Genomic DNA, 25222 nt, shown 5'->3' with positions numbered 1-25222 from the left:
TCATGTCAGCCGAATCGCTGCACGCCTCCGCCAAGGGCGTCCTGGAGGGCTGGTCGACGTCCTCCGAAGCGGACGAGTCACTGCGGCACACGATGCTCGCGTTCCTCGATTCGGCTCCGGACGGCTGCCTTCGTCGCCATGCCCCAGGACACATCACCGCGTCGTCTCTGGTTCTCGACGAGAGTGGCTGCCACGTCTTACTGACCCTGCATCCCAAGGTGGGCAGGTGGATTCAGCTCGGAGGTCACTGCGAGCCCGACGACGAGACGGTAGTCGATGCGGCATTGCGGGAGGCTCGTGAGGAGTCCGGAATTCACGACGTTCGGATAGACGCGGACCTACTCTCCGCCCACACACATCCGATCACGTGCTCACTCGGAGTCCCGACCAGACATCTCGATCTACGGTTTCTTGTTGTGGCGCCGGACAATTCACATATCGTCCGCAGCGCGGAGTCCACCGACCTCCGGTGGTGGCCGGTGGACGCGCTACCGCCGACTGCCGAACGCGAGACCATCGACCACCTGGTAGCGCTCGCCCATCAGCGCAAGAATCAGGACTGAATCGGAGACAGCTCGGGTTGCTTGGCGCTCACGCCGTCGCCCGAAGATGTTCCCTTCACGCGCCGAGCTACCCACGGCACCAAGAACTCTCGCGCCCATTGACGATCCTCGCGACGAGTTTCCGCTTTCGTGAGAACCGGCGCAGGCCCGAGGTCGGGCGCGATCAATCCGTGTTCGACGCCCAGTACGTCGAGCACCCGCGTCGCCATGTTCTCGTGCCCGGCGGGCGACATGTGGAGGCGATCCCAGTCCCACATCCGTAGGTCCTGATATTCGGAGAATCGCCAGAAGTCGACGAGGGTCGCGCCGTGGCGGTCCGCTACCTCGCGAACAAGCTCGTTGTAAATCGCCAGGCGTCCGCGGAGCTTGCCGAAGAAGGCGGACCATCCGGTGTCGTATGCGGTGAACATGAGAACCTGCGCACCGGAAGCAGTGAGCTGGCCGATTGCCGAATCGTAGCGGGCGACCATCGCGTCGATGTCGAGCTTCGGACGCATCATGTCGTTTCCGCCGGCGTAGATGGTCACCAGATCGGGCTTCAACGCCAGAGCGGGTTCCAACTGCTCGTCGATGATCGGTCCGAGTAGGCGACCACGAATCGCCAGGTTGGCGTAGCGGAACTCGGGGTTGTTCACCGCCAGCTGCTCGGCCACTCGGTCTGCCCACCCGCGCAGACCGTTGGGGAATCGTTCGTCGGCGTCGCCGACGCCCTCGGTGAACGAGTCACCGAGGGCAACGTAACGGCTCGGAAGAGAAGTCATACCCGCCAGTATTCCAGTAGGTCAGCTAACGATCACACATCTGTGCTGAAGCGCACGCCACCGTCCGGCAGCGTCACTCCCGGCCACACACGTGCGCCGCGCAACAATTCGCACCGCGCACCGATGTCCGCGCCGTCTCCGATGACGGCGTCGCGGACCAGTGCTCGTGGTCCGATACGGACGCCGAATCCGAGGATCGATCGTTCGACTACCGCACCGGCTTCCACAACGGCGCCGTCGAAGAGAATCGCACCGTCGAGGCGCGCACCTGCGCCGACTTCTGCGCCGCGGCCGACAACCGTGCCGCCGATCAGGACGGCGCCAGGCGCAATTCCCGCCCCGGGGTGAACGAGCGACTCGCCGCGCGGACCTTCGAGAGCCGGCGAAGGCGCGATGCCTCGCACCAGGTCGGCGGAACCGCGAACGAAGTCCTCGGGGGTTCCCATGTCACGCCAGTACGACGAGTCGACGTGGCCGAACACCCGCTTGCCCTCGGCCAGGAGATTCGGGAACACCTCGCGCTCGACCGATACCGGTCGTCCCTCCGGGATCTGTTCGATGATCTCGCGCTTGAAGACGTAGCAGCCGGCGTTGATCTGATCCGTCGGCGGATCCTGGGTCTTCTCCAGGAATGCCGAGACTCGTCCGTCCTCGTCGGTCGGAACACAACCGAATGCACGCGGGTCTCCCACACGAACCAGGTGAAGTGTCACGTCGGCGTCCGTCTTCTCGTGGGTCTCGAGAATGGCGTTCAGGTCGGTGCCACCGAGCACGTCACCGTTGAACACCATGACGTTGTCGCCGCGCAACTTCGGGAGTACGTTGCGGATTCCGCCACCGGTGCCCAGCGGCTCGGTCTCGAAGACGTAGTCGATCTCGAGCCCCATCTTGGAGCCGTCGCCGAAGTAGTCCTCGAATACCTCTGCCTTGAAAGATGTTCCGAGCACCACGTGCTTGATACCGGCAGCCTCGATCCTGGCAAGCAGATGCGTCAGGAACGGAAGGCCGGCTGTCGGAAGCATCGGCTTGGGCGCCGACAGCGTCAACGGACGCAGCCGAGTGCCCTTGCCGCCTACCAGGATTACGGCGTCGGTCGGATTCGGATCGGACATCATTTTCCCCCGTGGTTCGAAACTGATGGGTTGTCGGTCGAGTCGTCGGTGCGAGCGCGCTCGCGAACAGCAGAAGCTACGGCGATCTTGGACCGCACGGCCAGGCCACCGCGCAAGGCAAGTCGCAGCGGAGCCTGCCACCAGTGCGGATGACGATCAGCTTGGAACTGGTATGCGCTGCGATGATGGGCGGGCAGCATCAGTTCCGGATGCCGGCCTGCCGCATGGCCTTTGGCATGGGTCACGACAGCGGAGGGAACAAAGACATTGAGCCACCCGGCTTTTCCGAGGCGATCACCGAAATCGACGTCCTCCATGTACATGAAGTATCGCGAGTCGAACCCGGAGATGGCGTCGAAGGCATCACGTCGGACCAACAGGCACGACCCGGAAAGCCAACCGACGGAGCGCTCGGTGACGGCCTCGTTCTCCTGACGGTAACGGGCAGTCCACGGGTTCTTCGGCCACACGGTGCCGAGCAATGCGTGCCCGACGCCCGAGGTAATGTCGGGCACCGTTCGTGCCGACGGATAGACGCTGCCGTCCGGTTCGAGGACCTTCGGCCCCAGTGCACCGGCCCTTGGCCACCGATTTGCCGCAGCGACCAATTCGTCGAGTGAACCAGGTGCCCATTGGACGTCAGGATTGGAAATCACGACAAATTCGATCGACGAATCGATCTCCGCCACAGCCCGATTTATCGCTCCGCCGTAGCCGATGTTTCCCCCTGTACGAAGCAGACGAACATGCTCGTACTTGGCATCCGCCGCCTCCGGCGCACCATCGGTCGACCCGTTGTCGGCCATGATGACCTGGGGTTTTTCTGTCGTCGCCGCGGCGAGCGTGCTCAAGAAATTCTCGAGATGCTCGCCTGGGGAGTACGTCACCGTTACCACGGCCAGCTTGGGACTCACGCCGGTCAGCCTAGCCGCCCACGGGCACTGCCCCGAACAATGCTCACGCCAGAGCGGCGTGCAGAGCCTCTCGCCACGGACGCAGCGGCGTCATTCCCGCGGTAACCCACGCGCGCTCGGACAAAACCGAATATGCCGGGCGGGGCGCAGGGCGCACGAAGTCCGCGCTGCTGCACGGGCGCACCCGCGCCGGGTCTGCTCCGATCTCCTCGAACACCGCTCGCGCCAACTCGTACCAACTGGCTTGCCCGCCGTTGGTCAGGTGGAACGTCGACGCACCCGTGAAGTCCCGCAGCGCGAGTTCGACGATGCCGCCGGCCAGATCGACGCTGTACGTGGGTGACCCGATCTGGTCGTCCACGACGTTCACGAATTCTCGTTCGGCTTCGAGCCTGCGCATCGTGGCGACAAAATCCGTACCGACACCCGAATACACCCACGCGGTACGGACAACGGCCACGTCGGCGCCCGACTCTCGTACTGCGATCTCGCCGTCCAGCTTGGTTCGGCCGTAGACCGTCGCGGGACCGGTCGGTGCATCGACGTCGTATGGAGTGCTCGCGTCACCCGGAAAGACGTAGTCCGTCGAAACGTGGATCAACCGCGAACCGGCCCGCGCACACGCTCGCGCGAGATTCAGCGGTCCGATCTCGTTGACCGCCCTCGCTGCCTCCTGGTCGGTCTCGGCGGCGTCGACCGCCGTGTACGCAGCGCAGTTGATCAGCACCGAATCGGGCGAGACGAAGTCGTCGACCGCGCGGCTGTCTGTGATGTCGAGCTCGCGGGAACCGACGGCCGTCACAGTGTGACCCGCCGACGTTGCGAGAGCATCGATACGTGTTCCGAGCTGCCCTCGGGCGCCGGTGAGCAGGATATTCGTCACATGGTTGAGTCTGGCACGCCGCGTCGAGGTACCCGCGGCCGAGCATCGGACCAGTAACCTGAAGGGGTGTCCCACCAGCAACCGCAGCGCCGCGCGCGTCCACGACCTGCGCCGATTCGGACCAAGACGAGCCCGGCTCGCATAGCGGTCGCGGTGCTCTCCGTGCTCGTACTGCTGGTCACCGGGTTCGCATGGCGAGGTGTGGACTCGTTGAGAAACAGCCTTGCCACTGCAAGCGGACTCGGCCTCGGTGGGGGCAAGGACGGAGCCATCGACATTCTGATGGTGGGAACCGACAGTCGCACCGACGCACACGGCAACCCGCTTTCACAAAGCGAGCTCGACTCGTTGCGCGCTGGTGAGGAAGTTGCGTCCAACACCGACACCATCATCTTGATCCGCGTCCCCAACGACGGAAGTTCGGCAACCGCGATCTCGATTCCCCGAGACGCGTACGTCAACGTCCCCGGTATCGGTATGTCAAAGATCAACGCCGCGTTCGGTGCCACCAAGGAAACCGAGCGACTGAAGTTGGTCAACAACGGGTCGTCCGACAGCGACGCAGACAAGAAGTCGACGGAAGCCGGCCGGACCGCGCTCATCGGAGCGGTAGGAAATCTGACCGGCATCACCGTCGATCACTACGCCGAAGTCGGTCTACTCGGATTCGTCCTGCTGACCAACGCAGTGGGCGGAGTCGACGTCTGTCTCAACGCGCCAGTCGACGAACCGATGTCCGGAGCCAACTTCGCAGCCGGGAAACAGACACTCGACGGCGCCGACGCGCTGAGCTTCGTGCGACAACGACACGACCTTCCTCGCGGCGACCTGGACCGGATCGTGCGCCAGCAGGTGTTCATGGCGTCCCTCGTCAGTAAGGTACTCAGCGCAAAAACTCTCAGTGACCCCGGCAAACTCAGCCAGCTGACCTCGGCCGTTCAGCGCTCCGTCGTCATCGACGACGACTGGGACATCATCGAATTCGCCAAGCAGTTGCAGAATCTGGCCGGCGGAAAGGTGCAATTCGAGACCATTCCCGTTCTCGACATCAACGGCATGACCGATTACGGCGAGTCCATCGTCAAGGTCGATCCCAAGGCCGTCAAGAAGTACATCGCCGGATTGGTCGGCGCCGACAGCGAGGACTCGGAGGAGACCTCCGAGGCACCGACCACCGTGAATGCGTCCTCGATCACGGTCGACGTCGCTAACGCCAGCGACATCGCGGGGTTGGCCAGCGGGGTTTCCGAGGCATTGAGTGCCCTCGGGTACAAGCAGGGTCAGGTCGGCAACAACACCGGCTCCGACGTCTCCGAATCGACGGTGTTCGCAAAGTCCGCGGACGACGACGCTGCACTCGCGGTGGCCGAGGCACTCGGCGGTCTGACGGTCAAGGCGGATTCGTCATTGTCCTCGGGCAAGGTTCGGGTTGTCATTGCCGAGGACTACAACGGACCGCAATCCGCGGACGCGGTATCCCCGTCCGAAGGCGCAGCGACCACGACTGAATCGGCGAGCACCACCGAGACCAGCCCCACCCCCGCACCGCCCGGTCCCCCGATCGATGCAGCCTCCAACGGTCCCCGCTGTGTTAACTGAACGGCTGCGTAAGCTGATTACGTGCCTTCGCCTGTAGACAACCTGACCGACGCCCTCCTCGGACCGATCCTGGCTGCCGACCCGGCCGGCCCTCGCGTGACCTACTACGACGACGCCACCGGCGAGCGCATCGAATTGTCTGCGAGCACTCTGGCCAACTGGGCGGCAAAGACAGCGAACATGGTTCGGGACGAGTTCGCCCTCGAGCCCGGTGGCAAAGTTGCCGTGCTGCTTCCCGCGCACTGGCAGAGCGCCGCCGTCTTGCTGGGTGTGTGGTGGGCAGGCGGTGAGGTCGTCCTCTCCCCCGACGCCGACGCCGAACTGGCTTTTGTCACTGCCGACCGCCTGGACGATGTTGCGGACGTACCGGAAGTAGCCGCACTCTCACTCGACGCGTTCGGCAAAGGTTTGAGCGATCTTCCGCTCGGCGTCGCCGACTACGCAACCTCCATTCGTGTCCACGGCGACCAGTTCCGTAGCGCCGGAGCCGGTTCGGCGCTGGAAGGCCGGTCCGTAGCGGACACGATCGACGCCGCACGGGCATCGTCGAAGAACGTCGAATTGGCGTCGACGGATCGTGTCCTCTCCAGCCGCACGTGGGACACGGCAGACGAATTGATCGACGGGCTTCTGGCCGTTCTCGCCGCGGGCGCCTCACTCGTGCAGGTAGCCCACCCGGACGCGGAAGCTACCGCGCGCCGAGTGGGCACCGAGAAGGTCACGAAGCAGTTCTGAACGCTAGCTCGCGAGAGCTGTCACCGGTGACACCAGCCCCGCCCGCCTAGCGGGGAGCAGTGACGCGATCACACCGCAGATTCCGCCGATCAACACGATGGCTACCAATTGCGCCCACGGCACTGCGCTGAGGGCGACGTCCTCGATCCCGAACACCGAGGCGGTACCGGCTACACCGAACACCATCCCGAACAGCACTCCGATCACCGATGCGACTCCTGCCACCAGCAGTGCTTCCCAAATCAACATGGCTCGAATTCCCTTCTTGGTCAGTCCGAGTGCGCGAAGCAGTCCGGATTCGCGGCGCCGTTCGAGAACGGACAGTGCCATGGTGTTTCCGACGCCGATCAGAGCGATCAACACCGCTACCGACAGCAACCCGGCAACCACCATGAGCATGGTGTCTAGGATCGAATCGAGCGCCGAGCGCATTTCGGTCATTCCTTGAACATCGCTGCCCGGAGCTTCCTGGCGTGCCAGTTCGGTGATGCGGTCGGTGGCAGCGAGCGCCTCTTCGTCGGTGTCCGTCCCCAACCTGACCCAGTAGGAATCGGTGGTCGACGTGGTGGCGGCTGCACCCAGATCGCCTCGATCCAACAGCGCTGGTTGACCTTTCACACCTTCGATCACGCTGACGTTCACGGCACCGCGATCCCCACGCACCGTCGCCGTCTCGCCCGCCGAGAGTTTGTATTCGGTCAGGTCAGCGGGCGAGAGCACCAACTGACCGGCCGCGGGTACCGAGATCTCGGTACGCAGAACATCTTTCACCCGAGCAGCGTCGACACCGAACCCGGCCAACGAACCGCGCCCGTCGATCGTCAGTTCGGCCTTGTCCAGACCGCTCACCGCGCCGACGCCGTTGACCGCGGCGATGTCCTTGCCCAACCCTGCGGGAAGCGGTGCCGAACCGGAACTGCTCACCATGACGTCGACGGGGAATTGACTGTCCATCGCCGCGGGTGCGGCTTCCTTGACCGTCGCGATTCCCACGACGAGCGTGCTCGTCAAGGCCACCCCGATCAACAGGGCCGTGGCTGTCGCCGAGGTCCGGCGTGGGTTCCGACCGGCGTTGCCTGCTGCCAGGCTTCCCACCGGACCGATCAGTCTCGCCAGCACTCCGCCGGCGGCATTGATCAGCGCGGGCACGATTCGCCCGGACAGTGCTGCGATCCCCAGGAACGAAAAGAGTCCACCGGCAGTCGCCGCCGGCACCTGCTGATTCGTCACTCCCAGAACGGTCATCGCGATTCCCGCGAGCAGTATCACGACGCCCAGAACCCGGCGCACGACCGACACCTGAACGCTCTCGGGCTTGGACTCCATCGGCTGCAGTGCCGCCAGCGGGGAGAGCCTCGTTGCCGCCCGCCCGGGCGCAGATGCAGCGAGCATCGTCATCACGATGCCGACGGCAAGACCGACCAGCACGGTCACCGGGGTGACGCTCAGTGACGAAAGAGGCACCGGCACATCTGCGGCCGTTGCTACGCGACCGATCGCCCAGGCAAGTCCGACACCGAGTCCGACGCCGATCACCGAGGCGATCACGCCGACCGCAGCGGCTTCGCTGCGAATGCTCCGGCGAACCTGTTTGGCTGTGGCGCCGACGCATCGCAGCAACGCGAGTTCCTGAGTGCGCGCGGCGAGCAGAACGGCAAACGTATTGGCGATCACCAGCGCGGCAACAACAACGGCAATGGCACCGAAGGCGAGCAACACCGTGCTGAGGATCTTGGTGCCACCCATGTATTCCGCTGCCGCGTTGTCGGTGGCTTCTTCTCCCGTCAACACGGTGGAGTCCGCGGGCAACGCGCTCGCGATCGAATCCACGAGTTGTTGCTGAGAGCGCGAACCGTCACCGGCGACACGGAACTCACGTTTGGCGCTGTCCCCGGCCCACGCGCTCACCTGCTCGGCGGTGGTGAATATCTTGATCCCGCCCAGTCGTTGCGCCGAACCGGAGAGATCGACCAGCCCGACCACCTGCGCGGTGGGCGCAGCGGCACCGACCGTCGAATCCCTTGCCGTGACAGCGATTCGGGCACCCGTCGGTATCCCGGAGTCCGCGCTCACCAACACCTGCCCCAGACCGGCCGGAAGCGAACCCTCCGACAAGTTCTCCCAACGCAATTCGGGATTGTCGGCGATCGAGAGAGCATCCCCGTAGGACGCGCCCTTTGCCTCGGAGTCGACACGAACATACGTCGACACGTCGTCGGCGACTGCCGAGACGCCCGGCACCGCACTCAGCAGTGCTTCCGTCACGCCTGGACCGGAGGCGACGACATCCGTGGTTTCGTATTGCGTCGCAAGTGATTTACTCACACTCGCATCGACCGTCGAGCTCAATGTCAAAGTCGCGACGATGTATCCGACTGCGATCACCACGGCGAGTATCGAAGCCACATAGCGCCCGGCATGTGCCCGCGCCTGGGCAAAAGCCAGACCCCTCATCGCAGTGCACCCGAAACTGCAGGAACATCAGCCAGGTCGTCGGCACCGAGTGCTCGCATGGCACCGATCACCGAGTCGACGGTGGGATGGTCGATCTCTCCGGCAATACGCCCGTCCGCGATCAACACGACGCGGTCCGCATACGACGCCGCCACCGGATCGTGTGTCACCATGACAACCGTCTGACCGGTCTCCCGAACACTGGTGCGCAAGAGGCCCAGAACCTCGGTCCCGGAACGGGAATCCAAATTTCCCGTGGGCTCGTCGGCAAAAATCACGTCGGGCTGCGGCAGTAGTGCGCGGGCGACAGCTACACGCTGCTGCTGACCACCGGACAACTCGTGCGGCAGGTGGTCGAGGCGCTTCGACAGGCCCAGTTTCCCGATCACCTCGTCCATCCACTCGGGCGAGGGTTCACTACCCGCCAGCTTCATCGGCAGCAGCATGTTCTCCCGAGCAGTGAGCACCGGCAGCAGGTTGAACGCTTGGAAGACGAATCCGATTCGCTCGCGTCGAAGTTCGGTGAGTTCCGTGTCACCGAGTTTCGTGACTTCGGTGTCGCCCAGGAAGACCTGTCCGCCCGAAACCGTGTCGAGCCCGGCCAGGCAGTGCATGAGCGTCGACTTTCCGGAGCCGGACGGGCCCATGATCGCGGTGAACCGCTCACGACCGAAGTCCACGTCGACCCCGCCGAGCGCGTGAACCGTGGTCTCACCGGTGCCGTACACCTTGGTGACACCGCGGGCAGTGATCGCCGGCACTGCGGCTGGTTCCGTCGTGGTGTGCGCATGCATTTTTTGCCCTCCGTAAAGCTTCTCGCTATGACGGAATCGACGTTATTGCAGCGCAAGTGGTCTCCGCGTCGGAGCGCGGGGCGATCTTGGAGAGCCCGGTGTCATCCCGGGGTAGGACTGAACAGGGCTGCGCGTCAGCCCTCGGTGCCGAGGAGATCTGCGCGCCGGACAAGTCCGATCTGGAAGGCAAAGACGACGGCCTGCACACGATCACGTGAATGGGTCTTCGAAAGAACCCGTCCGACATGGGTTTTCACTGTCGTTTCGGAGACGTGGAATTTTGCGGCGATCTCCGAATTCGACAGCCCGTACGCCATGGCCTCGAGCACCTCGACCTCGCGCGGTGTCAGCTCTTCGGGCAACTGCGATTCGGGCGCCGAACCTTCCAGGAGAGGTCCGACGTGCTGAAGCAGCCGCCGAGTGGCCCGAGCTTCGATCACCGCGTCCCCGCGATGCACGGTGCGGATGGCGTCGAGCAACTGTTCCGGTGGCACGTCCTTGAGCAGGAAGCCGCTGGCGCCCGCCCTGATTGCCGACATCACGTACTCGTCGTTGTCGAAGGTGGTGAGCACCACGACCTTCGGCGCATCGGGGTCGGCCAGGAGCCGACGGGTCGCCTCGATGCCGTCCATCTTCGGCATCTGGACATCCATCAGGACGACGTCGACATGTCGGGCCGCCAACTCGGTCAATGCCTGCTGACCGTCCGAAGCCTCGACCACCACGGACAGATCCGGCTGCGAGTCGATGACCATTCGAAAACCTGCGCGGACCAGCTGCTGATCGTCGATCAGTGCCACTGCGATCGGAGCCACGTGTTCGTCCATGCCACTCACCTTAAGACCTTCAGACGTTTCAAGACCTACCCAGACGTTCGTTCATACGGCAGGACGGCCCGGACACTGTATCCGCCGCCTGATTTCGGCCCGGCGGTTACTTTGCCTCCGTGCAGCTTGGCTCGCTCGGCCATTCCGATCAGTCCCTGTCCGCCTGGTGACGATTCGACCAGCGCGGCGCTGCCGCCTCGTCCGTCGTCGGTGATGCCGAGAACGAGTTCGGTTTCAGCCCAAGTCATCTCGACGCTCGCCTGTGCTCCTGGCCCCGCATGTTTGAGAACGTTCGTCAGCGATTCCTGGACGATGCGATACGCCGTCAACCCCGCACCCGCAGAGAGTTCGCGTGGTTCACCGGTCACACTGACGGCGATGTCGAGTCCGCTGCTGCGTAACTCGTGGAAGAGACTGTCGATATCGCCGGCGCCCGGGATCACCGAGAAATCCCGGGGCGTGTCCTCACGCAGGACGGACAGAAGCGATCGCATGTCGGTCAACGCTTGGCGACCGGTGGAGGCAATGGTTTCGAGCGCCTGAATTGCAGCCTGAGGATCCTTGGCCGCGCTGTAACGTCCGCCGTCGGCCTGAGCGATGACAACGGTCAACGAATGCGCGACGATGTCGTGCATCTCGCGCGCAATCCTCGAGCGTTCGCTGATCGTCGCGATTTCCGCTTCCTGCGCACGCTCGAGTTCGAGCAACCGTGCGCGCTCGGTCAGACCTTCCAATTGTTTGGTGCGAACTCGACGCAAATCACCGAACGCCCAGACCGCGAGCATGAAGATCATGACGGCCACGGACTGCATGACCTGCGAAGACACCGGGATTCCGTCGTAGCCGAAGTATCGAACAGTTCCGGCAATCGAGCCGAGCAACGCGAGCACCAGGCCGGTGAGCGAACTCCACCGAGCGCCATAGGCGGCCAGCGCGTACAGGGAGATGGGCACGACAACGGCCGATGCGAGCAGTGTGTTGCCGATGAAGATCACGTGTAGAACTGCGAACCCTGCGATCACCATGCCGGAGAGTTCGGGGCGCGAGCGTCGCCATGCCAACGGAACGGTCATACCCAGCGAGACGAACACCGCCAGCGGACTCGCCTCGACCGCAACGACAACGCTGAACAGTGCGGCAACCGTCGCAATGCAGATGTCCACACCGCGAGCATGTTCCGCGCTCCAGCGGACGAAGCGTTCACTAGTCGGAAAACGAGCCATGCCGCCAAGAGTAGCTTTTACTGACGAGCTTTCACTCAGGTGCGGTAACCGCCGTCTTCGAGACCGGCCTCGATTTCGAATCGGTTCCGCGGACCGCGATGACGCAACTCCTCACGCAGGTACAGCAGCCCGAATACGATTCCGTACCTGGCCCATTGGTCCGCGTGAACTGCCTCGTGACGAAGGACGGATCGAGTCGTGTTTCGCCGGGTGAGGTACACACCACCGAGAGTTGTTCCGCCTCTGGCGAACCCGCCGCGCAGCCCGGAAGCGACAAAGATCCCGGACTCGTCGTCGAAGCGGATGTCCGCGCCGAGAATCCCGGCGTAGAACAGCGCGACGCGAGTGACGAATGCGGACTGCGCGCTGCCCCGACTCGCTCGGATCAGCGGCAGTCCGCGCCGTGCACACACGAGAAGATCAGCCCAGCAGTTTCTCGCGGAGCGCCTTGTCCTTGTCGAGCACCATCGCCTCGAGGCTCTCCTGGAAAGCCACCATCCGCTGCTGCAGTGCGGGATCCGAAGCGCCGAGGATCCGAGCAGCCAACAGACCGGCGTTGCGAGCGCCGCCGATCGAGACCGTCGCCACCGGGACGCCGGCCGGCATCTGCACGATCGAGAGGAGTGAATCCATACCGTCGAGGTACTTGAGCGGCACCGGAACACCGATGACCGGCAACGGTGTAGCCGAGGCAACCATGCCCGGAAGATGCGCGGCGCCACCGGCACCGGCGATGATGACCTTGATTCCGCGGCCCGCGGCTTCCTTGGCGTAGTCGAGCATCCGCTGAGGCGTGCGATGCGCCGAGACGACACCGACCTCGAACCGGATACCGAACTCGGCCAGAGCTTCGGCTGCAGCTTCCATGGTCGGCCAATCCGAATCGCTGCCCATGATCAGGCCGACCTGCGCGCTCTCACTCACCGTGTACATCCCATCCGTCGGTCCAAACTGCATACGAAAGCCAATGTGCTGCGCGCTCGGCGCGTTCCCGAACTGCGGCAACGTAATTCGGATCGTCGATGGATCCGGCGCCGCCGACGATGTTGACGTGGCCGATCTTGCGATCCTTGCGCTCACCCTTGCCGTACAGGTGGATCTTCGCATCGGGCATCCGCGCGAAGAGGTGATGGACACGCTCGTCCATCGTCATCTCGGGCGCTTCCGGCGCACCCAGAACGTTTGCCATCACCGTGACCGGCGCGATCGGCGAGGTGTCGCCGAGCGGGTAGTCGAGAACGGCACGCAGATGCTGTTCGAACTGAGAGGTGCGTGCGCCGTCCATCGTCCAGTGACCGGAGTTGTGCGGGCGCATTGCCAGCTCGTTGACCACGAGAGTGCCGTCAGTCGTCTCGAAGAGTTCGACGGCCATCGAGCCGACGACACCCAACTCGGAAGCGATGCGCAGCGCCAATTGTTCGGCTTCCTCGGCAACGGCACTCGAAAGGGCGGGGGCAGGTGCGATCACGACGGCGCACTGGCCGTTGCGCTGAACGGTCTCTACGACCGGCCACGTAGCGCCCTGTCCGAACGGCGACCGCGCAACCATGGCAGACAGTTCCCGACGCATCGAGACCATTTCCTCGACGATCAGCGGAACACCCTTGTCCAGCTGCTCGGTGACAATGGCTTCTGCTTCGTCCTGATCATCGGTGATCCAGACGCCCCGGCCGTCGTAGCCTCCGCGGGTTGCCTTGATGACAAGCGGCCAACCGTGTTCGGCACCGAAACGCACGACGTCTTCCGCCCACGTCACTTCGGCGTACGCGGGTACAGGTGCGCCCAGTTCGGCAAGTTTGCGACGCATCAGCAATTTGTCCTGAGCGAAGATCAGAGCCTGCGGCGGAGGCTGAACGTTCACGCCTTCGGCAACAAGAACCTCGAGATGTTCGGTCGGCACGTGCTCGTGGTCGAACGTCAACGCGTTGGAACCGACCGCTGCGCGGCGAAGAGCGTCGAGGTCGGTGTGGCTACCGAGCACGACATCGGGGCTGACCTGAGCTGCCGGCTCGTCCGCAGTTCCGGAGAGCACTCGGAGCGTCTGGCCCAGGGCCACCGCCGCCTGGTGAGTCATCCTGGCCAACTGTCCGCCACCGATCATGGTGACGACGGGCATGGATGCTTTTGCCGGTCGAGGGGTGGTCGGGCGGGCGGGGATCTGCGCGGGATCGTTGTTGCCGGTCACGGCTCTCTATGTTGTCATGTGCCGCGTTCGCCCGTTCATTCAGCGTTCCCAATCTGTGATTCTGCTGATGAATCCGCGGCAAATTGGTGGTAACGCGGTTTCGTTTCGTAAACTCATCTGTTGTGCCATTTGTCGACGGGGTCATTGCCCGCATACCCCAACCGTTTCGTGACATCGCTCTGCGTCACAGCGAGCTGATCAAATTCGCGATCGTCGGCGGAACTACCTTCCTGATCGACTCGGGCATCTTCTACACACTCAAGCTGTCGATCCTCGAATCCAAGCCGATCACGGCCAAGATCATCGCCGGCGTCGTCGCGGTGATCGCGTCGTACATTCTCAACCGCGAGTGGTCGTTCAAGAACCGTGGTGGCCGTGAGCCAGCGCACGAAGCTGCTCTGTTCTTCATCATCAGCGCCATCGGCGTCGTCATCAGCTTCATCCCGCTCTACATCTCCAGTTACGTCTTCAACCTGCGTGTACCCGAAGTCAGCTTGGCGACGGAGAACATCGCCGACTTCATCAGTGCATATGTCATCGGCAACCTGCTGCAGATGGCGTTCCGATTCTGGGCCTTCCGCAAGTTCGTGTTTCCCGACGAGAATCCGGAACCGCTCGAACTGTCCGACACCACAGGATTGTCCGAAACCACAGCGTTATCCGAAACCACAGCGTTATCCGAAACCACGGCGCCTGACCCGGTCATTCCTGATGCCGAAGAGGAGCTCGGGCACTCCTGAGTTTTCCGTCTGCGCGAGCCTTTCGGTCAGCGCGGTTCGCGGTGCGGAACGACGTCCGCGGTCGGCGCAGTGTTGGCCACCGGCAGGAAGACCGCGAACAAGGCAGGCTTACGCCTCTGCAGTTCCAGTCGGCCCCCGTCGGCCTCGATCAGTGCACGTGCGAGCGCCAACCCGACGCCGGTGGACCCGGCCCCCGAAAATCCTCTGTCGAAGATGTGCGGTGCAAGATCGTTCTCCACGCCGGAGCCTTCGTCGGTGACCTCGACGCACACCATCGAGTCACGACGAGACGAACTGCGCCCGGTACCGTCGATCAATCGGACAGACACCGTGCACGTACCTTCACCGTGTTCGAACGAATTGTCGACCAGAACGGAAACAGCTTCACGCAGACGCGAACCTGTGGTCGCGGCCATCACCGCGCGATCGCCGCGTAGGCGGAGCCTGCGTCCCTCTCCGTCGAACTGAGCCTGCCAGTCGCGGGTCACCTGTTCCAGCTCGCCGACTACCGACACCAGACTCGCCGATGACCCACTGGTGCGCGACGAGCGAATCAGGTCGTCGATTCCGTCGGTGAGCCTGTCCACTTGCGCCATGGCTTCCTCGGCCTCGTTCACGACGTCAGGATCTTCGTGAACGGACAACTCGTCCAAGCGCAGCCGCACTGCAGTCAGTCGACTGCGCAGTTGATGCGAGACGTCCGCGACCAGCGCGCGTTCTCGTTGCAGCCGCACCGAAATTTCCACAGTTGCCGCGTCGAGGACGTCGGACACGCGGTCGAGTTCGGGGATGTCGTGCCGACGAGGATCCGGCCGGAAGTCACCTTCGGCGAGGCGCGCCGCCCGGTCGGCCACATCCTGCAGCGGATCGGCAAGCCGACGTGCAGTGACCACAGCGACCACGGTGCCTGCCGTGATGGACAGAAGCACGAGCACACCGACGGCCATCACCGCTTGCTTCTGCTGGGTGCGCAAGTTCTCCGACGGCACCTCGAGACGCAACGAGCCGGACGTTCCCATCGCGAGCGATTCGACGAGTGCGTTCTTGACCGTCGCCTCACCGACGTCGACGCGTGCAGCGCCGTCGACGACGGTCGGATACACGACGACGAGGCGCCCGTCGTTCGGGGTGAGAACCTTGAGCGAATCGGTGTTCAACGCGCCTTCGACGAGCCCGTTCGTCCCCTCTTGCGCGATGACCTCAGCGGCCATCCGGTCGAGGCGCACCCGGAGATCACTTCGCGTCACGTCCTCCACCCAGAGCCACGCCGTGTAGATCAGCGGAACTCCCAGCAGCAACGCCGTCATGATCACGACAGCGAGAATCGACTGCAATATGCGACGCCGCATGCCGGCAGTTCCTGATTCTCGAGAAGTTAGTCGGTGTTGATTCGGAAACCGACACCGCGGACGGTGGCAATTCTGCGTTCCACAGCGGGGCCCTCGTCACCGATCTTGCGGCGCAGCCACGACATGTGCATGTCGAGCGTCTTCGATCCACGAAGCTCGACGTCGCCCCACACCTCACGAAGGATCGTATCGCGCGATACTACTTCCCCGGCATGTTCGAGGAGGACCCGCAGAAGTTCGTATTCCTTGTTGGCCAAGGCGATTTCGGAGCCGTTGACGAGTACGCGTCGTGCCGCGGGCTCGAGCCTGATGCCACCGACCTCGACGATCGTGTCCTCGCGGCCACCGTGGCGACGCAGGAGTGCTCGCACACGTGCCATCAACTCGGCGAGACGAAACGGCTTGCTGACGTAGTCGTCGGCGCCGGCGTCCAACCCGACCACGAAGTCGACTTCGTCGGTCCTGGCGGTCAACATCAGCACGGCGAGCGAGGTGCGATGCGCACGAATCTGTCGACAGACCTCGAGGCCGTCCATGCCCGGAAGGCCGAGATCGAGAATCAACAGATCGAAATCACCTTCGAGCGCCTGCTGCAACGCAGCGGGTCCGGTCGGTTCGACCGTCACCGAATACCCTTCACGCCCCAGTGCGCGGGAGAGGGGTGCGGCAATGGCCTCGTCGTCTTCGGCTAGCAATACGGCAGTCACACGAACAGACTACGGACAACACGCCTTTGCACGTTGATTACCAGCCATTTCGATCGTTCGGGTCGTCGTTTTCACCCGCCGGCCACTGCGGTGGCTGCGATGGTGGCTGCTGCATGGAATCGAAAACCTGGTGATACAGCAGGGCGTGAACGTGCTCGACGTCAGGAATGTCGTCGAACTCGAGCGGATCGTCACTGGCAGAGGCGATGACCAGAGTTCCGGTCTTGAGCATTCGATCGATCAAGCCGTGGCGGAACTGAACATTGCTGATCCGCCCCATGGGGATGTCGATACCGGTATGCGTGAGCACTCCGTGGCGGATGAGCACTCGCCGATCGGTGACGATGAAATGCGTGAACTTCCAGACCGTGAACGGCGCAACCGATCGCCAGGCCACGACACCGAGCCAGATGATTCCGATGGCGATGGACGACACGGTGCGAGCCGTGCCGTCCAATCTCGTCTGTGCGAGGCCCAACAAGAACCCGGCTACGGCCGTCGCAAGCACGAACGTCAGCGCCGGAAGCACCAACATCTTCCAATGAGGATGGCGATGCAGTATCAGTTCCTCGTCCTGAGCGAGGGCGTCTTCGGGATATCCCATGACGGGAAGTCTGCCATCCCGCACCGACTTTCAGGCACACCCACTTTCAGGCACACCCACTTTCAGGCACACCCACTTTCAGGCACACCCACGTTCAGGGCAACGCTCAGGGCTGAGCGATCTTTCGCAGCACCAACGGGGTCACGACGATGATGATGCCGTACAACACCATCCACACGCCGACCACGATGCGGAAGACGTCGAGCGAGAGCTCGGGCTGCAGAAGGACGATTGCACCCGCGACGATGCTGATGACTCCGAGCACGATCGACAGACCGCGATCGACGGTGTGCCCGGACGCCGCGTCGACCAGATCGAGAACGCCACGGAATACCCACCAGGCACCGATCACCAATGCGATCAGAACCACCGTCTGCAAAGGGCTACGGAGAACCAGGAATCCGAGGAGCACTGCCAACGCGCCGGAGATCGCGACAAGCGTCCGAGTTCCACCCGAAGCCGTCACGTCCGCGAACGAACGGATGATCTGGACGATTCCGAATCCGAACAACTGAATCGCAATGACCACCGCGACCACGAAAAGGGTGGCATCCGGCCATGCGAGTACCGCGATACCCAGGCCCAATGTGAGGACACCGAGCAGCACCGTCACACCGGTGAGTACGCGGCGAGCGCTCTCGGCCGTCTCGGCTTCGGTCGGAACAACGATCGGTGTGGTCATGACGCCCCTAGGCAGCTCAGTAAATCCCGCAGTTAAATGAAATGAAGGACGGACGGTTGGTTCGAAAACCGGCCAGGGCCAAAAATTAGCACTTTGGTGCCAGAAAATCCGGCAAGGCTCACGATTCGGCTACCGGGGCGGCCCGAAGGTGCGTGATATCACCCGCAGCGACCGCAAAGGTCTCCCCATCTGTTCCTTCGATTTCGATGACAACGCGGCCGGAAGTGTCGACGTCGGTCGCGATACCGAACACCTCCTTGTCGCCCGGCAAGACCGCGCGGACTCGTTTGCCCAGCGTCCCGCAACGCTGCCGGTATTCGGCAGCCAACACAGATGTATCCCATTTCGATGATTCCCAAGCACGGAATTGCGTCGCCAACTCACGGGCGATTGCTCGAACGAGGGTGTCGCGGTCGACAGTCGATGCTTCTTCGATGAGGAGTGATGTAGCGGTCGGGACGGGCAGCTCCTCGACACCCAGGCTCACGTTCAACCCGATGCCCACCACCACCGCGGGATCGGGCGCTGTCCTTGCCACCTCGGCCAGAATTCCGGCGACCTTCTTGTCACCGATGAGAACGTCGTTCGGCCACTTGAGTTCTGCGGGCACTTCGGCCACGTTCCGCAGCGCGTCGACGACCGCGATTCCCGACAGTAGCGGGAGCCAACCCATGTCCGTGAGATTCATTCCGGGCATCGACAGCAGAACCGACATCGAGATCTGCGCTTGCGGCGGACTCACCCAAGTGCGCGAATGACGGCCGCGGGCACTCGCCTGATACTCGGCGATCAGAACGTGACGGTCGGCATCCGGATCTGCCGCTCGCGCAAGGAGATCCGCGTTCGTCGAACCGGTCTCCTCGACAACGTCGAGGCGGTTCCAGAAAACGCGCGCGTCGTCGTTGTCACTGCGCACGAGTGCGCGTCGTAGGGCATTGCCGTCGAGGGGCGGTCGGTTCAAGTCGGTCCACATAGCCCCAGCCTATGACGACAGCGAGAATGTACTGGTCAGTAGCTTGAGCCTGCAAGACAGCGACAATCGGACCTGCCTTCGAAGCCCCCCACGCACTCTCGTTAAGCTCACGTCCATGACCACTGTCCAAGAGCCGAACGCGCCGGAGGCGGCGGCCGCACCCGATATCCACACGACCGCGGGAAAGCTCGCGGACCTGCGGAATCGCCAAGCCCAGGCGCAGGCACCGAGCGGCGAAGCCGCCATCGACAAGGTGCACGCCAAAGGCAAGCTGACCGCCCGCGAGCGCATCACCGCCCTCCTCGACGAGGGCTCCTTCGTCGAACTCGACGCACTGGCACGGCACCGAAGTGTGAACTTCGGTCTCGCTGACAACCGCCCGGTCGGCGACGGCGTCGTCACCGGTTACGGCACCATCGACGGCCGCGACGTCTGTGTCTTCTCACAGGACGCCACCGTTTTCGGCGGATCGCTCGGCGAAATCTACGGTGAGAAGATCGTCAAGGTCATGGACCTCGCGATCCGCACCGGTCGCCCCCTCGTCGGCATCAACGAAGGTGCAGGCGCGCGCATTCAGGAAGGCGTCGTCTCGCTCGGCCTCTACGGCGAGATCTTCCACCGCAACGTCCAGGCCTCGGGTGTCATCCCCCAGATCTCACTGATCATGGGACCCGCCGCCGGCGGCCACGTCTACTCCCCCGCACTGACCGACTTCGTCGTGATGGTCGACGAGACTTCCCAGATGTTCGTCACCGGCCCCGACGTCATCAAGACAGTCACCGGCGAAGACGTCACGATGGAAGACCTCGGTGGTGCTCGCACCCACATGGTCAAGTCCGGAGTCGCCCACTACGTCGCTTCCGGCGAGCAGGATGCCCTCGACTACGTCAAGGACCTGCTCAGCTACCTGCCGTCCAACAACCAGGCAGCAGCTCCCCGCGGCGAGATCACCGACCCGATCGTCGGTTCGATCGAAGACAGCCTGACCGCTGAGGACATCGAACTCGACACCCTCATCCCGGATTCGGCCAACCAGCCGTACGACATGCACGAGGTCATCCGTCGCATCCTCGACGACGACGAGTTCCTCGAGGTCCAGGCCGAGCGCGCGATGAACATCATCGTCGGTTTCGGTCGCGTCGACGGCCGCTCGGTCGGCATCGTCGCCAACCAGCCCACCCAGTTCGCGGGCTGCCTCGACATCGACGCCTCGGAGAAGGCCGCTCGCTTCGTGCGTACCTGCGACGCGTTCAACGTCCCGATCATCACCCTCGTCGACGTTCCCGGTTTCCTCCCCGGAACCGAGCAGGAATACAACGGCATCATCCGTCGCGGCGCGAAGCTCCTCTACGCGTACGGCGAAGCAACGGTCGGCAAGATCACGGTCATCACCCGCAAGGCTTACGGCGGAGCGTACGACGTCATGGGCTCCAAGCACATGGGCGCCGACGTGAACCTGGCATGGCCGACCGCTCAGATCGCCGTCATGGGTGCATCCGGAGCTGTCGGATTCGTCTACCGCAAGCAGCTTCTCGAAGCCGCGAAGAACGGCGAAGACGTCGATGCACTGCGCCTCAAGCTGCAGAACGAGTACGAGGACACCCTCGTCAACCCGTACGTCGCCGCTGAGCGCGGATACGTCGACGCTGTCATTCCTCCGTCGCACACCCGCGGACAAATCGTTTCCGCATTGCGACTGCTCGAGCGCAAGGCCGTTTCCCTTCCGCCCAAGAAGCATGGGAACATTCCCCTATGACCGCAACCACCGAGGACATTCTCAGCGAAGATGTCGCACTGGCGGAGACTGCACCGACCAACGGTGCGGTCGTCGAGGGAAGCGCGACGGACGCTTCGCTCACGGAGCTGACCGAGACGTCGACCTCCGACGCGTCGGTCATCAAGATCGTCAAGGGTTCGCCCACCGACGTCGAGATCGCGGCACTGGTAAGCGTGCTTGCCGCGGCTGCCGGCAGCGGTCAGGCTCCCGAGTCGAATGTTCCCGCGGAGACCTGGGGCGATCCGACTCAGTTCCACCGCACGCGTGCGCCGTTCTCGCCGTACGCGTACCTGAACCCCGCGATCCGTCGCAGCTGACGATCACTTGCTGACGTGACTCAACTGGTTCTAGCTTCAGCGTCCCCGGCTCGCCTCGCAGTTCTGCGGGCGGCCGGGGTTTCGCCGCTTGTGCGTGTCTCCGGCGTCGACGAGGACAAGATTGCCGACAACCTCGGCCCCGACGCCGCTCCCGAAAAAGTCGTGACGGTGCTGGCGGAAGCCAAGGCCGCCGAGATCGTTCCCGGCCTCGCCGCCGACAATCTCACCGACGTAGTCGTTGTCGGGTGCGATTCGATGCTCCTGATCGACGGGCAACTTCAAGGCAAGCCGGGCAGCGTAGACATCGCCCGAAAGCGATGGGCCGCAATGGCCGGACGCAGCGCCACTCTCTTGACCGGGCACTGTGTCCTGCGCGTCGCCGACGGCCGCATCGTTCGCATGGCCTCGGATCACAGCGCAACAGTGGTTCATTTCGCGCAACCGTCCACCGAAGATCTCGAGGCATACCTGGCAACGGGCGAACCGCTCCAAGTCGCCGGAGCATTCACGCTCGACAGTCTCGGCGGCTGGTTCGTGGAGAGGATCGAGGGTGATCCCTCGAGTGTCATCGGTATCGGATTACCTTTGGTACGAACACTGCTCGAGCGTGTCGGGGTTTCCGTCTCGGATCTCTGGCGCACGCAGAGCATCTTCTGACACGATTTCTCCAAGCACGTTTTCTCCAAGCACGTTTTCTCCACGCACGTTTTCTCCACGCACGTTTTCTCCAAGCACCACTGACCAGCCTCGCATCGGGTTCATGCCGATGCGAAGCTGGTCGTTTTTGTTGTCGCCGAAGAGGCTTGACCCCTCAGGTTTTGAATGTGGTGTTCGCGGGCCGCGGGTGCTGCCGCGGGTCGATCGAGGGCGGCGGGATGAACCACGGTTTGTTGTCGACCCCGATTCGGATTTCCCATTTCCCGACGAACCTGGATTTGCGGTGCATCAGCCGGTGATGCGAACGGCACAGCAGGACAAGGTTGCTCATCACCGTCGGCCCGCCGTTGGCCCAGTGCCGAATATGGTGCGCATCCGTCCAGGCCGGTACACACGTGCAGCCGGGGAACGCGCAGCCTTTGTCGCGGGCGATCAACGCCACTCGCTGTTCGGCGGACACCAACCGTTTCCCGGGTTTCGCATCCAACGGCGCGCCGTGGTCGTCGAGCAGAACAGTCGACAGGAAACAGTCACACCCGAGGAGTCTGGTCTGCGACACGGACAGTGGTCCGAGCCAGGACATGTGCCCGACATCAAGATCGGCCGGCTCCAGTGAGCCGTCATCACCCGAATCCGAAGACTGTGCGGCACAACCCCGATGCTCAGCCAAATCACGAGCATTGATGTGCACGTTCACATGCGGCCGCTGACCACCATCCGTACCGGTCTTGGCGCAGTCCAAATACCGGCGGATCAGTTCGGTGAACCCGTCCGCCGTGCGTTTCGCCGCCGACCGAGAATCCGGGGTTCCATCCGGTGCCGGGGTCGGCATCGTCAGATTCGACAACGCCGACAACAACATTTCACCGGTGAGAGCATCGAAATCCCCGCGCACCACCACCCGACCGTTCAACGTCGACGCGATCCGGAGCTCGTTGCGGTCGATATCTTCGGCGGGCGGAATCTCATCGGATTCGAACACTCGCTCCAAGGTCGCGATCACGTTCCGTACCTTCGTGGTCGTGGCCTCCACCCCGGAAGCGGCAGCCAACAACAAGTCGATACAGCGAGGGAGCGCTTCGTCCGGCATGCCCTTCGGCGGGGATTCGCAGAACGCCACGATCAACACGGCATGATCGAACGAGCAGTCCCCGACATCGAACCGAGCTGCCACCGCCGGAAACGGGCGCAGCGCTGCACCGAGGGCGGCGATCTTCTTCCCGTCCCGAACCTGCAGCATCGTGTTCGCCGCCAACCAGCACCCCACCCCGCGGCTCGCGATCACCTGATCATCCGGCCGCAACGACAACTCGTCCACCACCGCCACCCGAACAGCCTCGAGACGCAGAATCTCCGCACTCGCCGACACCGCAGCTGCACACAACTCAGAAGCAGACAACCGCCACAGACGTCCGCGCAACCCCACCGCAGAACCAGACACCACATCCGACAACAAGACACTCATTGAATCCCCCGATCCCCTGAACACAGGCTACTCGAACACCCGTTCGAGTCAAGGGTATTTTTTTCAGACTGGGGAATTGACCCGCGGCAGGGCGGTCGAGGCCAATCCGATGCCGAGCGCAATTGCTGCGATGATCGCGAGCACGCGGCGTTGGGCTTCGAGAAACGCTTCGCCGGCCGCCGCGCGAGTAGATGCGTACGCGGCATCAACTGCCACTTGAACGGCTTGGCCCCCGGCGCCGGCAGTTCCTTCGCGGCGACATTCCGGCGCCACCTCCATCGGTGTTCCGGATGCCAATTGACTTGTCGCGCAATCGACAAATGCCTTTTCGGCGATGTCGACCAGGCCGGGATTCACGCCGGCAGCTTCAAGATTCGCAACGTACTCGGGCCGCTCCCCCTGCACTGCTTGCGGAGCTTGCCCCGCAACGAGCGAGAAGAACACCACTCCGATCAGGGCCAGTCCGATCGAGCTGCCAACCTGCTGAACGGTCGGTAGCAGTCCCGACACCGAACCCGCGTGCGCGGGTTCGACCGTCGCGAGGATCGCGGTTTGCAGTGGCGCCACGAACAGTCCGAGCCCTGCGCCCCCGAGGAGGAGAGGACCGGCGAGCGCGAGCCAGCGTGGATCAGTTCCTTCGTGCTCGAGGATGACCGACAACGCGATCAGCGAGCCGGCAAAGACGACCATCCCCAAGATCAGGACGCGGTTTCCAAGCATCCGGTACACCGCGGATGAGAGAACCGCAGCCACGCCCATGCCGACGGCCCACGGGAGCGTCATCACGCCCGCTCGCAATGCGGAGAACCCGAACCCGAACTGAAGCGTGAGACTGATGGTGAAGATCAACGAAGTCAGGGTTCCGAAGAATACGAACGCAAGAACCGCGCCGATCGCGAAGGCTCGGTCGCGGAAAAGCTCCAGACGAAGGACCGGATCGCCGCCTCGTTTCGCCAGACGCGATTCGTAGAGCACAAACGCCAATGCCACCGGCACCGACATCGCGAGCATGACAACAAGACCTGTGGGCCATCCACGCGCCCTTCCCTCGGCCAGGGGAAGGATCAGCAGGAACAGCGCCAGCGATGACAGTGCGGCGCCGATGAGGTCCAGTGAGCGCACATGCTCAGCGCGAGCATCGACGAGATGGAAATACCCGAGAATCAAGGCGGCGATGCCGATCGGAATGTTGACGAAGAAGATCAGGCGCCAGCCCCAGTCGAAGAGATTCCACTCGATCAGCAGCCCGCCGATCAGAGGCCCACTGACCGTTGCGAGCCCGATGGTCGCACCGTAGATCCCGAACACTCGCGGATGCCTGGCCTTCGGAAACAGACCCGAGATGATGGCAAACGTCTGAGCGGACATCGAACCGGCCGCCAACCCTTGCAAACCCCGGAAGACGATCAACATCGTCGCGCTCTGAGCGAGCCCGCACAGCAACGAGGCCGCGACGAATACGGACAGGGCGGTCAGAAAAACAACCCTACGACCGAACAGGTCCCCCAACCTGGCCGCGGTGATCAACGAACACGCAAAAGCCAGGATGTACACGCTGACCATGAGCAACTGCGCCGATACGCCTGCTTGAAGATCGACGGCGATACTCGGAAGCGCGACGTTGACGATCGTCGCGTCGAGCAACTGCATGAACGCCGCCGCCAGACTCGTCGCCAACCCGAGCCAGGGCGTCAGAGAACCAGCTCGTCGTCCGCCCTTGTGGTCGGCGCCGACAGCGTCACCTAAAGGGTCCGGAAGCACCGAATGATCCTAATCGAACAGGACGCTTCTAGAACCTGTTCTTGTTTAGATTGTAGTATTTCGGACAATTCAGTCCCCCAGATGGGATAGTTCGTCGTCTGCCCATTTTCAGAGCAGGCTTCTCGACGACACACGCAGGA

25 protein-coding genes are annotated in these 25222 nt (G+C 63.3%); 7 read left to right on the top strand and 18 right to left on the bottom strand.

What is annotated here, in order from left to right; all coding sequences use genetic code 11:
* The first annotated feature begins 2 nt into the window (after positions 1-2).
* Positions 3-563: an NUDIX hydrolase gene (locus tag ACKAMS_RS22220; protein ID WP_019747768.1), complete on the top strand. Its 561-nt coding sequence runs from the start codon at positions 3-5 to the stop codon at positions 561-563.
* Here ACKAMS_RS22220 and ACKAMS_RS22215 read toward each other — a convergent pair.
* Genes ACKAMS_RS22215 through rfbD form a run of 4 tightly spaced genes read right to left on the bottom strand, consistent with a single transcriptional unit; the run spans position 554 to position 4233 of the window.
* The gene (locus ACKAMS_RS22215) at positions 554-1324 is read right to left on the bottom strand and encodes an SGNH/GDSL hydrolase family protein (RefSeq protein WP_019747767.1); all 771 of its coding nucleotides are present in this window, start codon (positions 1322-1324) and stop codon (positions 554-556) included. The genes ACKAMS_RS22220 and ACKAMS_RS22215 overlap by 10 nt on opposite strands.
* A gap of 32 nt (positions 1325-1356) precedes the next feature.
* On the bottom strand, positions 1357-2439 hold the full coding sequence (locus ACKAMS_RS22210) for a sugar phosphate nucleotidyltransferase (RefSeq protein WP_019747766.1): 1083 nt from the start codon (positions 2437-2439) through the stop codon (positions 1357-1359).
* Positions 2436-3350: a glycosyltransferase family 2 protein gene (locus tag ACKAMS_RS22205; RefSeq protein WP_019747765.1), complete on the bottom strand. Its 915-nt coding sequence runs from the start codon at positions 3348-3350 to the stop codon at positions 2436-2438. Before ACKAMS_RS22205 ends, ACKAMS_RS22210 begins: the two co-directional genes overlap by 4 nt.
* Before the next feature lie 43 nt (positions 3351-3393).
* Positions 3394-4233: a dTDP-4-dehydrorhamnose reductase gene (gene rfbD / locus ACKAMS_RS22200; RefSeq protein ID WP_020907092.1), complete on the bottom strand. Its 840-nt coding sequence runs from the start codon at positions 4231-4233 to the stop codon at positions 3394-3396.
* A 114-nt stretch (positions 4234-4347) separates the two neighbouring features.
* Between rfbD and ACKAMS_RS22195 the strand changes: the two genes are divergently transcribed.
* Positions 4348-5832 carry an LCP family protein gene (locus ACKAMS_RS22195; protein WP_408989527.1) on the top strand — a complete coding sequence of 495 codons (1485 nt, stop codon included), beginning with the start codon at positions 4348-4350 and terminating at the stop codon, positions 5830-5832.
* Positions 5833-5853: 21 nt separating this feature from the next.
* Positions 5854-6567, top strand: coding sequence for a TIGR03089 family protein (locus ACKAMS_RS22190; protein ID WP_408989524.1), 714 nt, complete (start codon positions 5854-5856; stop codon positions 6565-6567).
* 3 nt (positions 6568-6570) lie between these two features.
* Here ACKAMS_RS22190 and ACKAMS_RS22185 read toward each other — a convergent pair whose 3' ends face one another.
* From ACKAMS_RS22185 to ACKAMS_RS22155, 7 genes are all read right to left on the bottom strand, one after another.
* The gene (locus ACKAMS_RS22185; protein WP_408989523.1) at positions 6571-9021 is read right to left on the bottom strand and encodes an ABC transporter permease; all 2451 of its coding nucleotides are present in this window, start codon (positions 9019-9021) and stop codon (positions 6571-6573) included.
* Entirely contained in the window at positions 9018-9815 is a 798-nt protein-coding gene (locus ACKAMS_RS22180; protein ID WP_019747760.1) for an ABC transporter ATP-binding protein, read from the bottom strand. The genes ACKAMS_RS22185 and ACKAMS_RS22180 overlap by 4 nt, the downstream gene beginning before the upstream one ends.
* A gap of 134 nt (positions 9816-9949) precedes the next feature.
* A complete protein-coding gene (locus ACKAMS_RS22175; RefSeq protein WP_019747759.1) occupies positions 9950-10642 on the bottom strand; it encodes a response regulator transcription factor in 693 nt (230 codons plus the stop codon).
* 35 nt (positions 10643-10677) lie between these two features.
* On the bottom strand, positions 10678-11865 hold the full coding sequence (locus ACKAMS_RS22170; protein ID WP_019747758.1) for a sensor histidine kinase: 1188 nt from the start codon (positions 11863-11865) through the stop codon (positions 10678-10680).
* A 35-nt stretch (positions 11866-11900) separates the two neighbouring features.
* The gene (locus tag ACKAMS_RS22165) at positions 11901-12278 is read right to left on the bottom strand and encodes a hypothetical protein (protein WP_020907086.1); all 378 of its coding nucleotides are present in this window, start codon (positions 12276-12278) and stop codon (positions 11901-11903) included.
* Between the two features lie 7 nt (positions 12279-12285).
* Positions 12286-12798 (bottom strand): 5-(carboxyamino)imidazole ribonucleotide mutase, encoded by a 513-nt coding sequence (gene purE, locus ACKAMS_RS22160; RefSeq protein WP_019747756.1) that lies wholly within the window; start codon positions 12796-12798, stop codon positions 12286-12288.
* The gene (locus tag ACKAMS_RS22155; protein ID WP_020907084.1) at positions 12782-13981 is read right to left on the bottom strand and encodes a 5-(carboxyamino)imidazole ribonucleotide synthase; all 1200 of its coding nucleotides are present in this window, start codon (positions 13979-13981) and stop codon (positions 12782-12784) included. The genes purE and ACKAMS_RS22155 overlap by 17 nt, the downstream gene beginning before the upstream one ends.
* A 191-nt stretch (positions 13982-14172) precedes the next feature.
* Here ACKAMS_RS22155 and ACKAMS_RS22150 point away from each other — a divergent pair, with 191 nt between their 5' ends.
* Positions 14173-14790 (top strand): GtrA family protein, encoded by a 618-nt coding sequence (locus ACKAMS_RS22150; protein ID WP_021332550.1) that lies wholly within the window; start codon positions 14173-14175, stop codon positions 14788-14790.
* A gap of 26 nt (positions 14791-14816) precedes the next feature.
* Here the strand turns inward: ACKAMS_RS22150 and ACKAMS_RS22145 are convergent, their stop codons facing one another.
* From ACKAMS_RS22145 to ACKAMS_RS22125, 5 genes are all read right to left on the bottom strand, one after another.
* On the bottom strand, positions 14817-16139 hold the full coding sequence (locus ACKAMS_RS22145; RefSeq protein WP_019747754.1) for a HAMP domain-containing sensor histidine kinase: 1323 nt from the start codon (positions 16137-16139) through the stop codon (positions 14817-14819).
* A 26-nt stretch (positions 16140-16165) separates the two neighbouring features.
* Positions 16166-16846 (bottom strand): response regulator transcription factor, encoded by a 681-nt coding sequence (locus ACKAMS_RS22140; protein WP_003940916.1) that lies wholly within the window; start codon positions 16844-16846, stop codon positions 16166-16168.
* A gap of 37 nt (positions 16847-16883) precedes the next feature.
* Complete coding sequence (locus ACKAMS_RS22135) at positions 16884-17450, bottom strand: PH domain-containing protein (RefSeq protein ID WP_279219501.1); 567 nt, start codon at positions 17448-17450, stop codon at positions 16884-16886.
* A gap of 106 nt (positions 17451-17556) precedes the next feature.
* A complete protein-coding gene (locus ACKAMS_RS22130) occupies positions 17557-18132 on the bottom strand; it encodes an HdeD family acid-resistance protein (protein ID WP_003941007.1) in 576 nt (191 codons plus the stop codon).
* Between the two features lie 118 nt (positions 18133-18250).
* Complete coding sequence (locus ACKAMS_RS22125) at positions 18251-19105, bottom strand: biotin--[acetyl-CoA-carboxylase] ligase (protein ID WP_019747752.1); 855 nt, start codon at positions 19103-19105, stop codon at positions 18251-18253.
* A 115-nt stretch (positions 19106-19220) separates the two neighbouring features.
* Here ACKAMS_RS22125 and ACKAMS_RS22120 point away from each other — a divergent pair, with 115 nt between their 5' ends.
* Genes ACKAMS_RS22120 through ACKAMS_RS22110 form a run of 3 tightly spaced genes read left to right on the top strand, consistent with a single transcriptional unit; the run spans position 19221 to position 21856 of the window.
* Positions 19221-20861: an acyl-CoA carboxylase subunit beta gene (locus ACKAMS_RS22120; protein WP_003940853.1), complete on the top strand. Its 1641-nt coding sequence runs from the start codon at positions 19221-19223 to the stop codon at positions 20859-20861.
* Positions 20858-21199 carry an acyl-CoA carboxylase subunit epsilon gene (locus ACKAMS_RS22115; RefSeq protein WP_019747751.1) on the top strand — a complete coding sequence of 114 codons (342 nt, stop codon included), beginning with the start codon at positions 20858-20860 and terminating at the stop codon, positions 21197-21199. Before ACKAMS_RS22120 ends, ACKAMS_RS22115 begins: the two co-directional genes overlap by 4 nt.
* 15 nt (positions 21200-21214) lie before the next feature.
* Positions 21215-21856, top strand: a complete 642-nt coding sequence (locus ACKAMS_RS22110; RefSeq protein ID WP_007731146.1) for a nucleoside triphosphate pyrophosphatase — start codon at positions 21215-21217, stop codon at positions 21854-21856.
* Positions 21857-22010: 154 nt separating this feature from the next.
* Here ACKAMS_RS22110 and ACKAMS_RS22105 read toward each other — a convergent pair whose 3' ends face one another.
* Together ACKAMS_RS22105 and ACKAMS_RS22100 are read right to left on the bottom strand one after the other, a co-directional pair.
* A complete protein-coding gene (locus ACKAMS_RS22105) occupies positions 22011-23321 on the bottom strand; it encodes an HNH endonuclease signature motif containing protein (protein ID WP_060938608.1) in 1311 nt (436 codons plus the stop codon).
* Between the two features lie 63 nt (positions 23322-23384).
* Positions 23385-25082: an MFS transporter gene (locus ACKAMS_RS22100; protein WP_046378326.1), complete on the bottom strand. Its 1698-nt coding sequence runs from the start codon at positions 25080-25082 to the stop codon at positions 23385-23387.
* Positions 25083-25222: the final 140 nt, after the last annotated feature.

It is taken from the genome of Rhodococcus sp. 5A-K4, from assembly GCF_046097995.1.
Classification (GTDB): domain Bacteria; phylum Actinomycetota; class Actinomycetes; order Mycobacteriales; family Mycobacteriaceae; genus Rhodococcus_F; species Rhodococcus_F erythropolis.
This window is presented reverse-complemented; position numbering and strand designations above follow the sequence as displayed.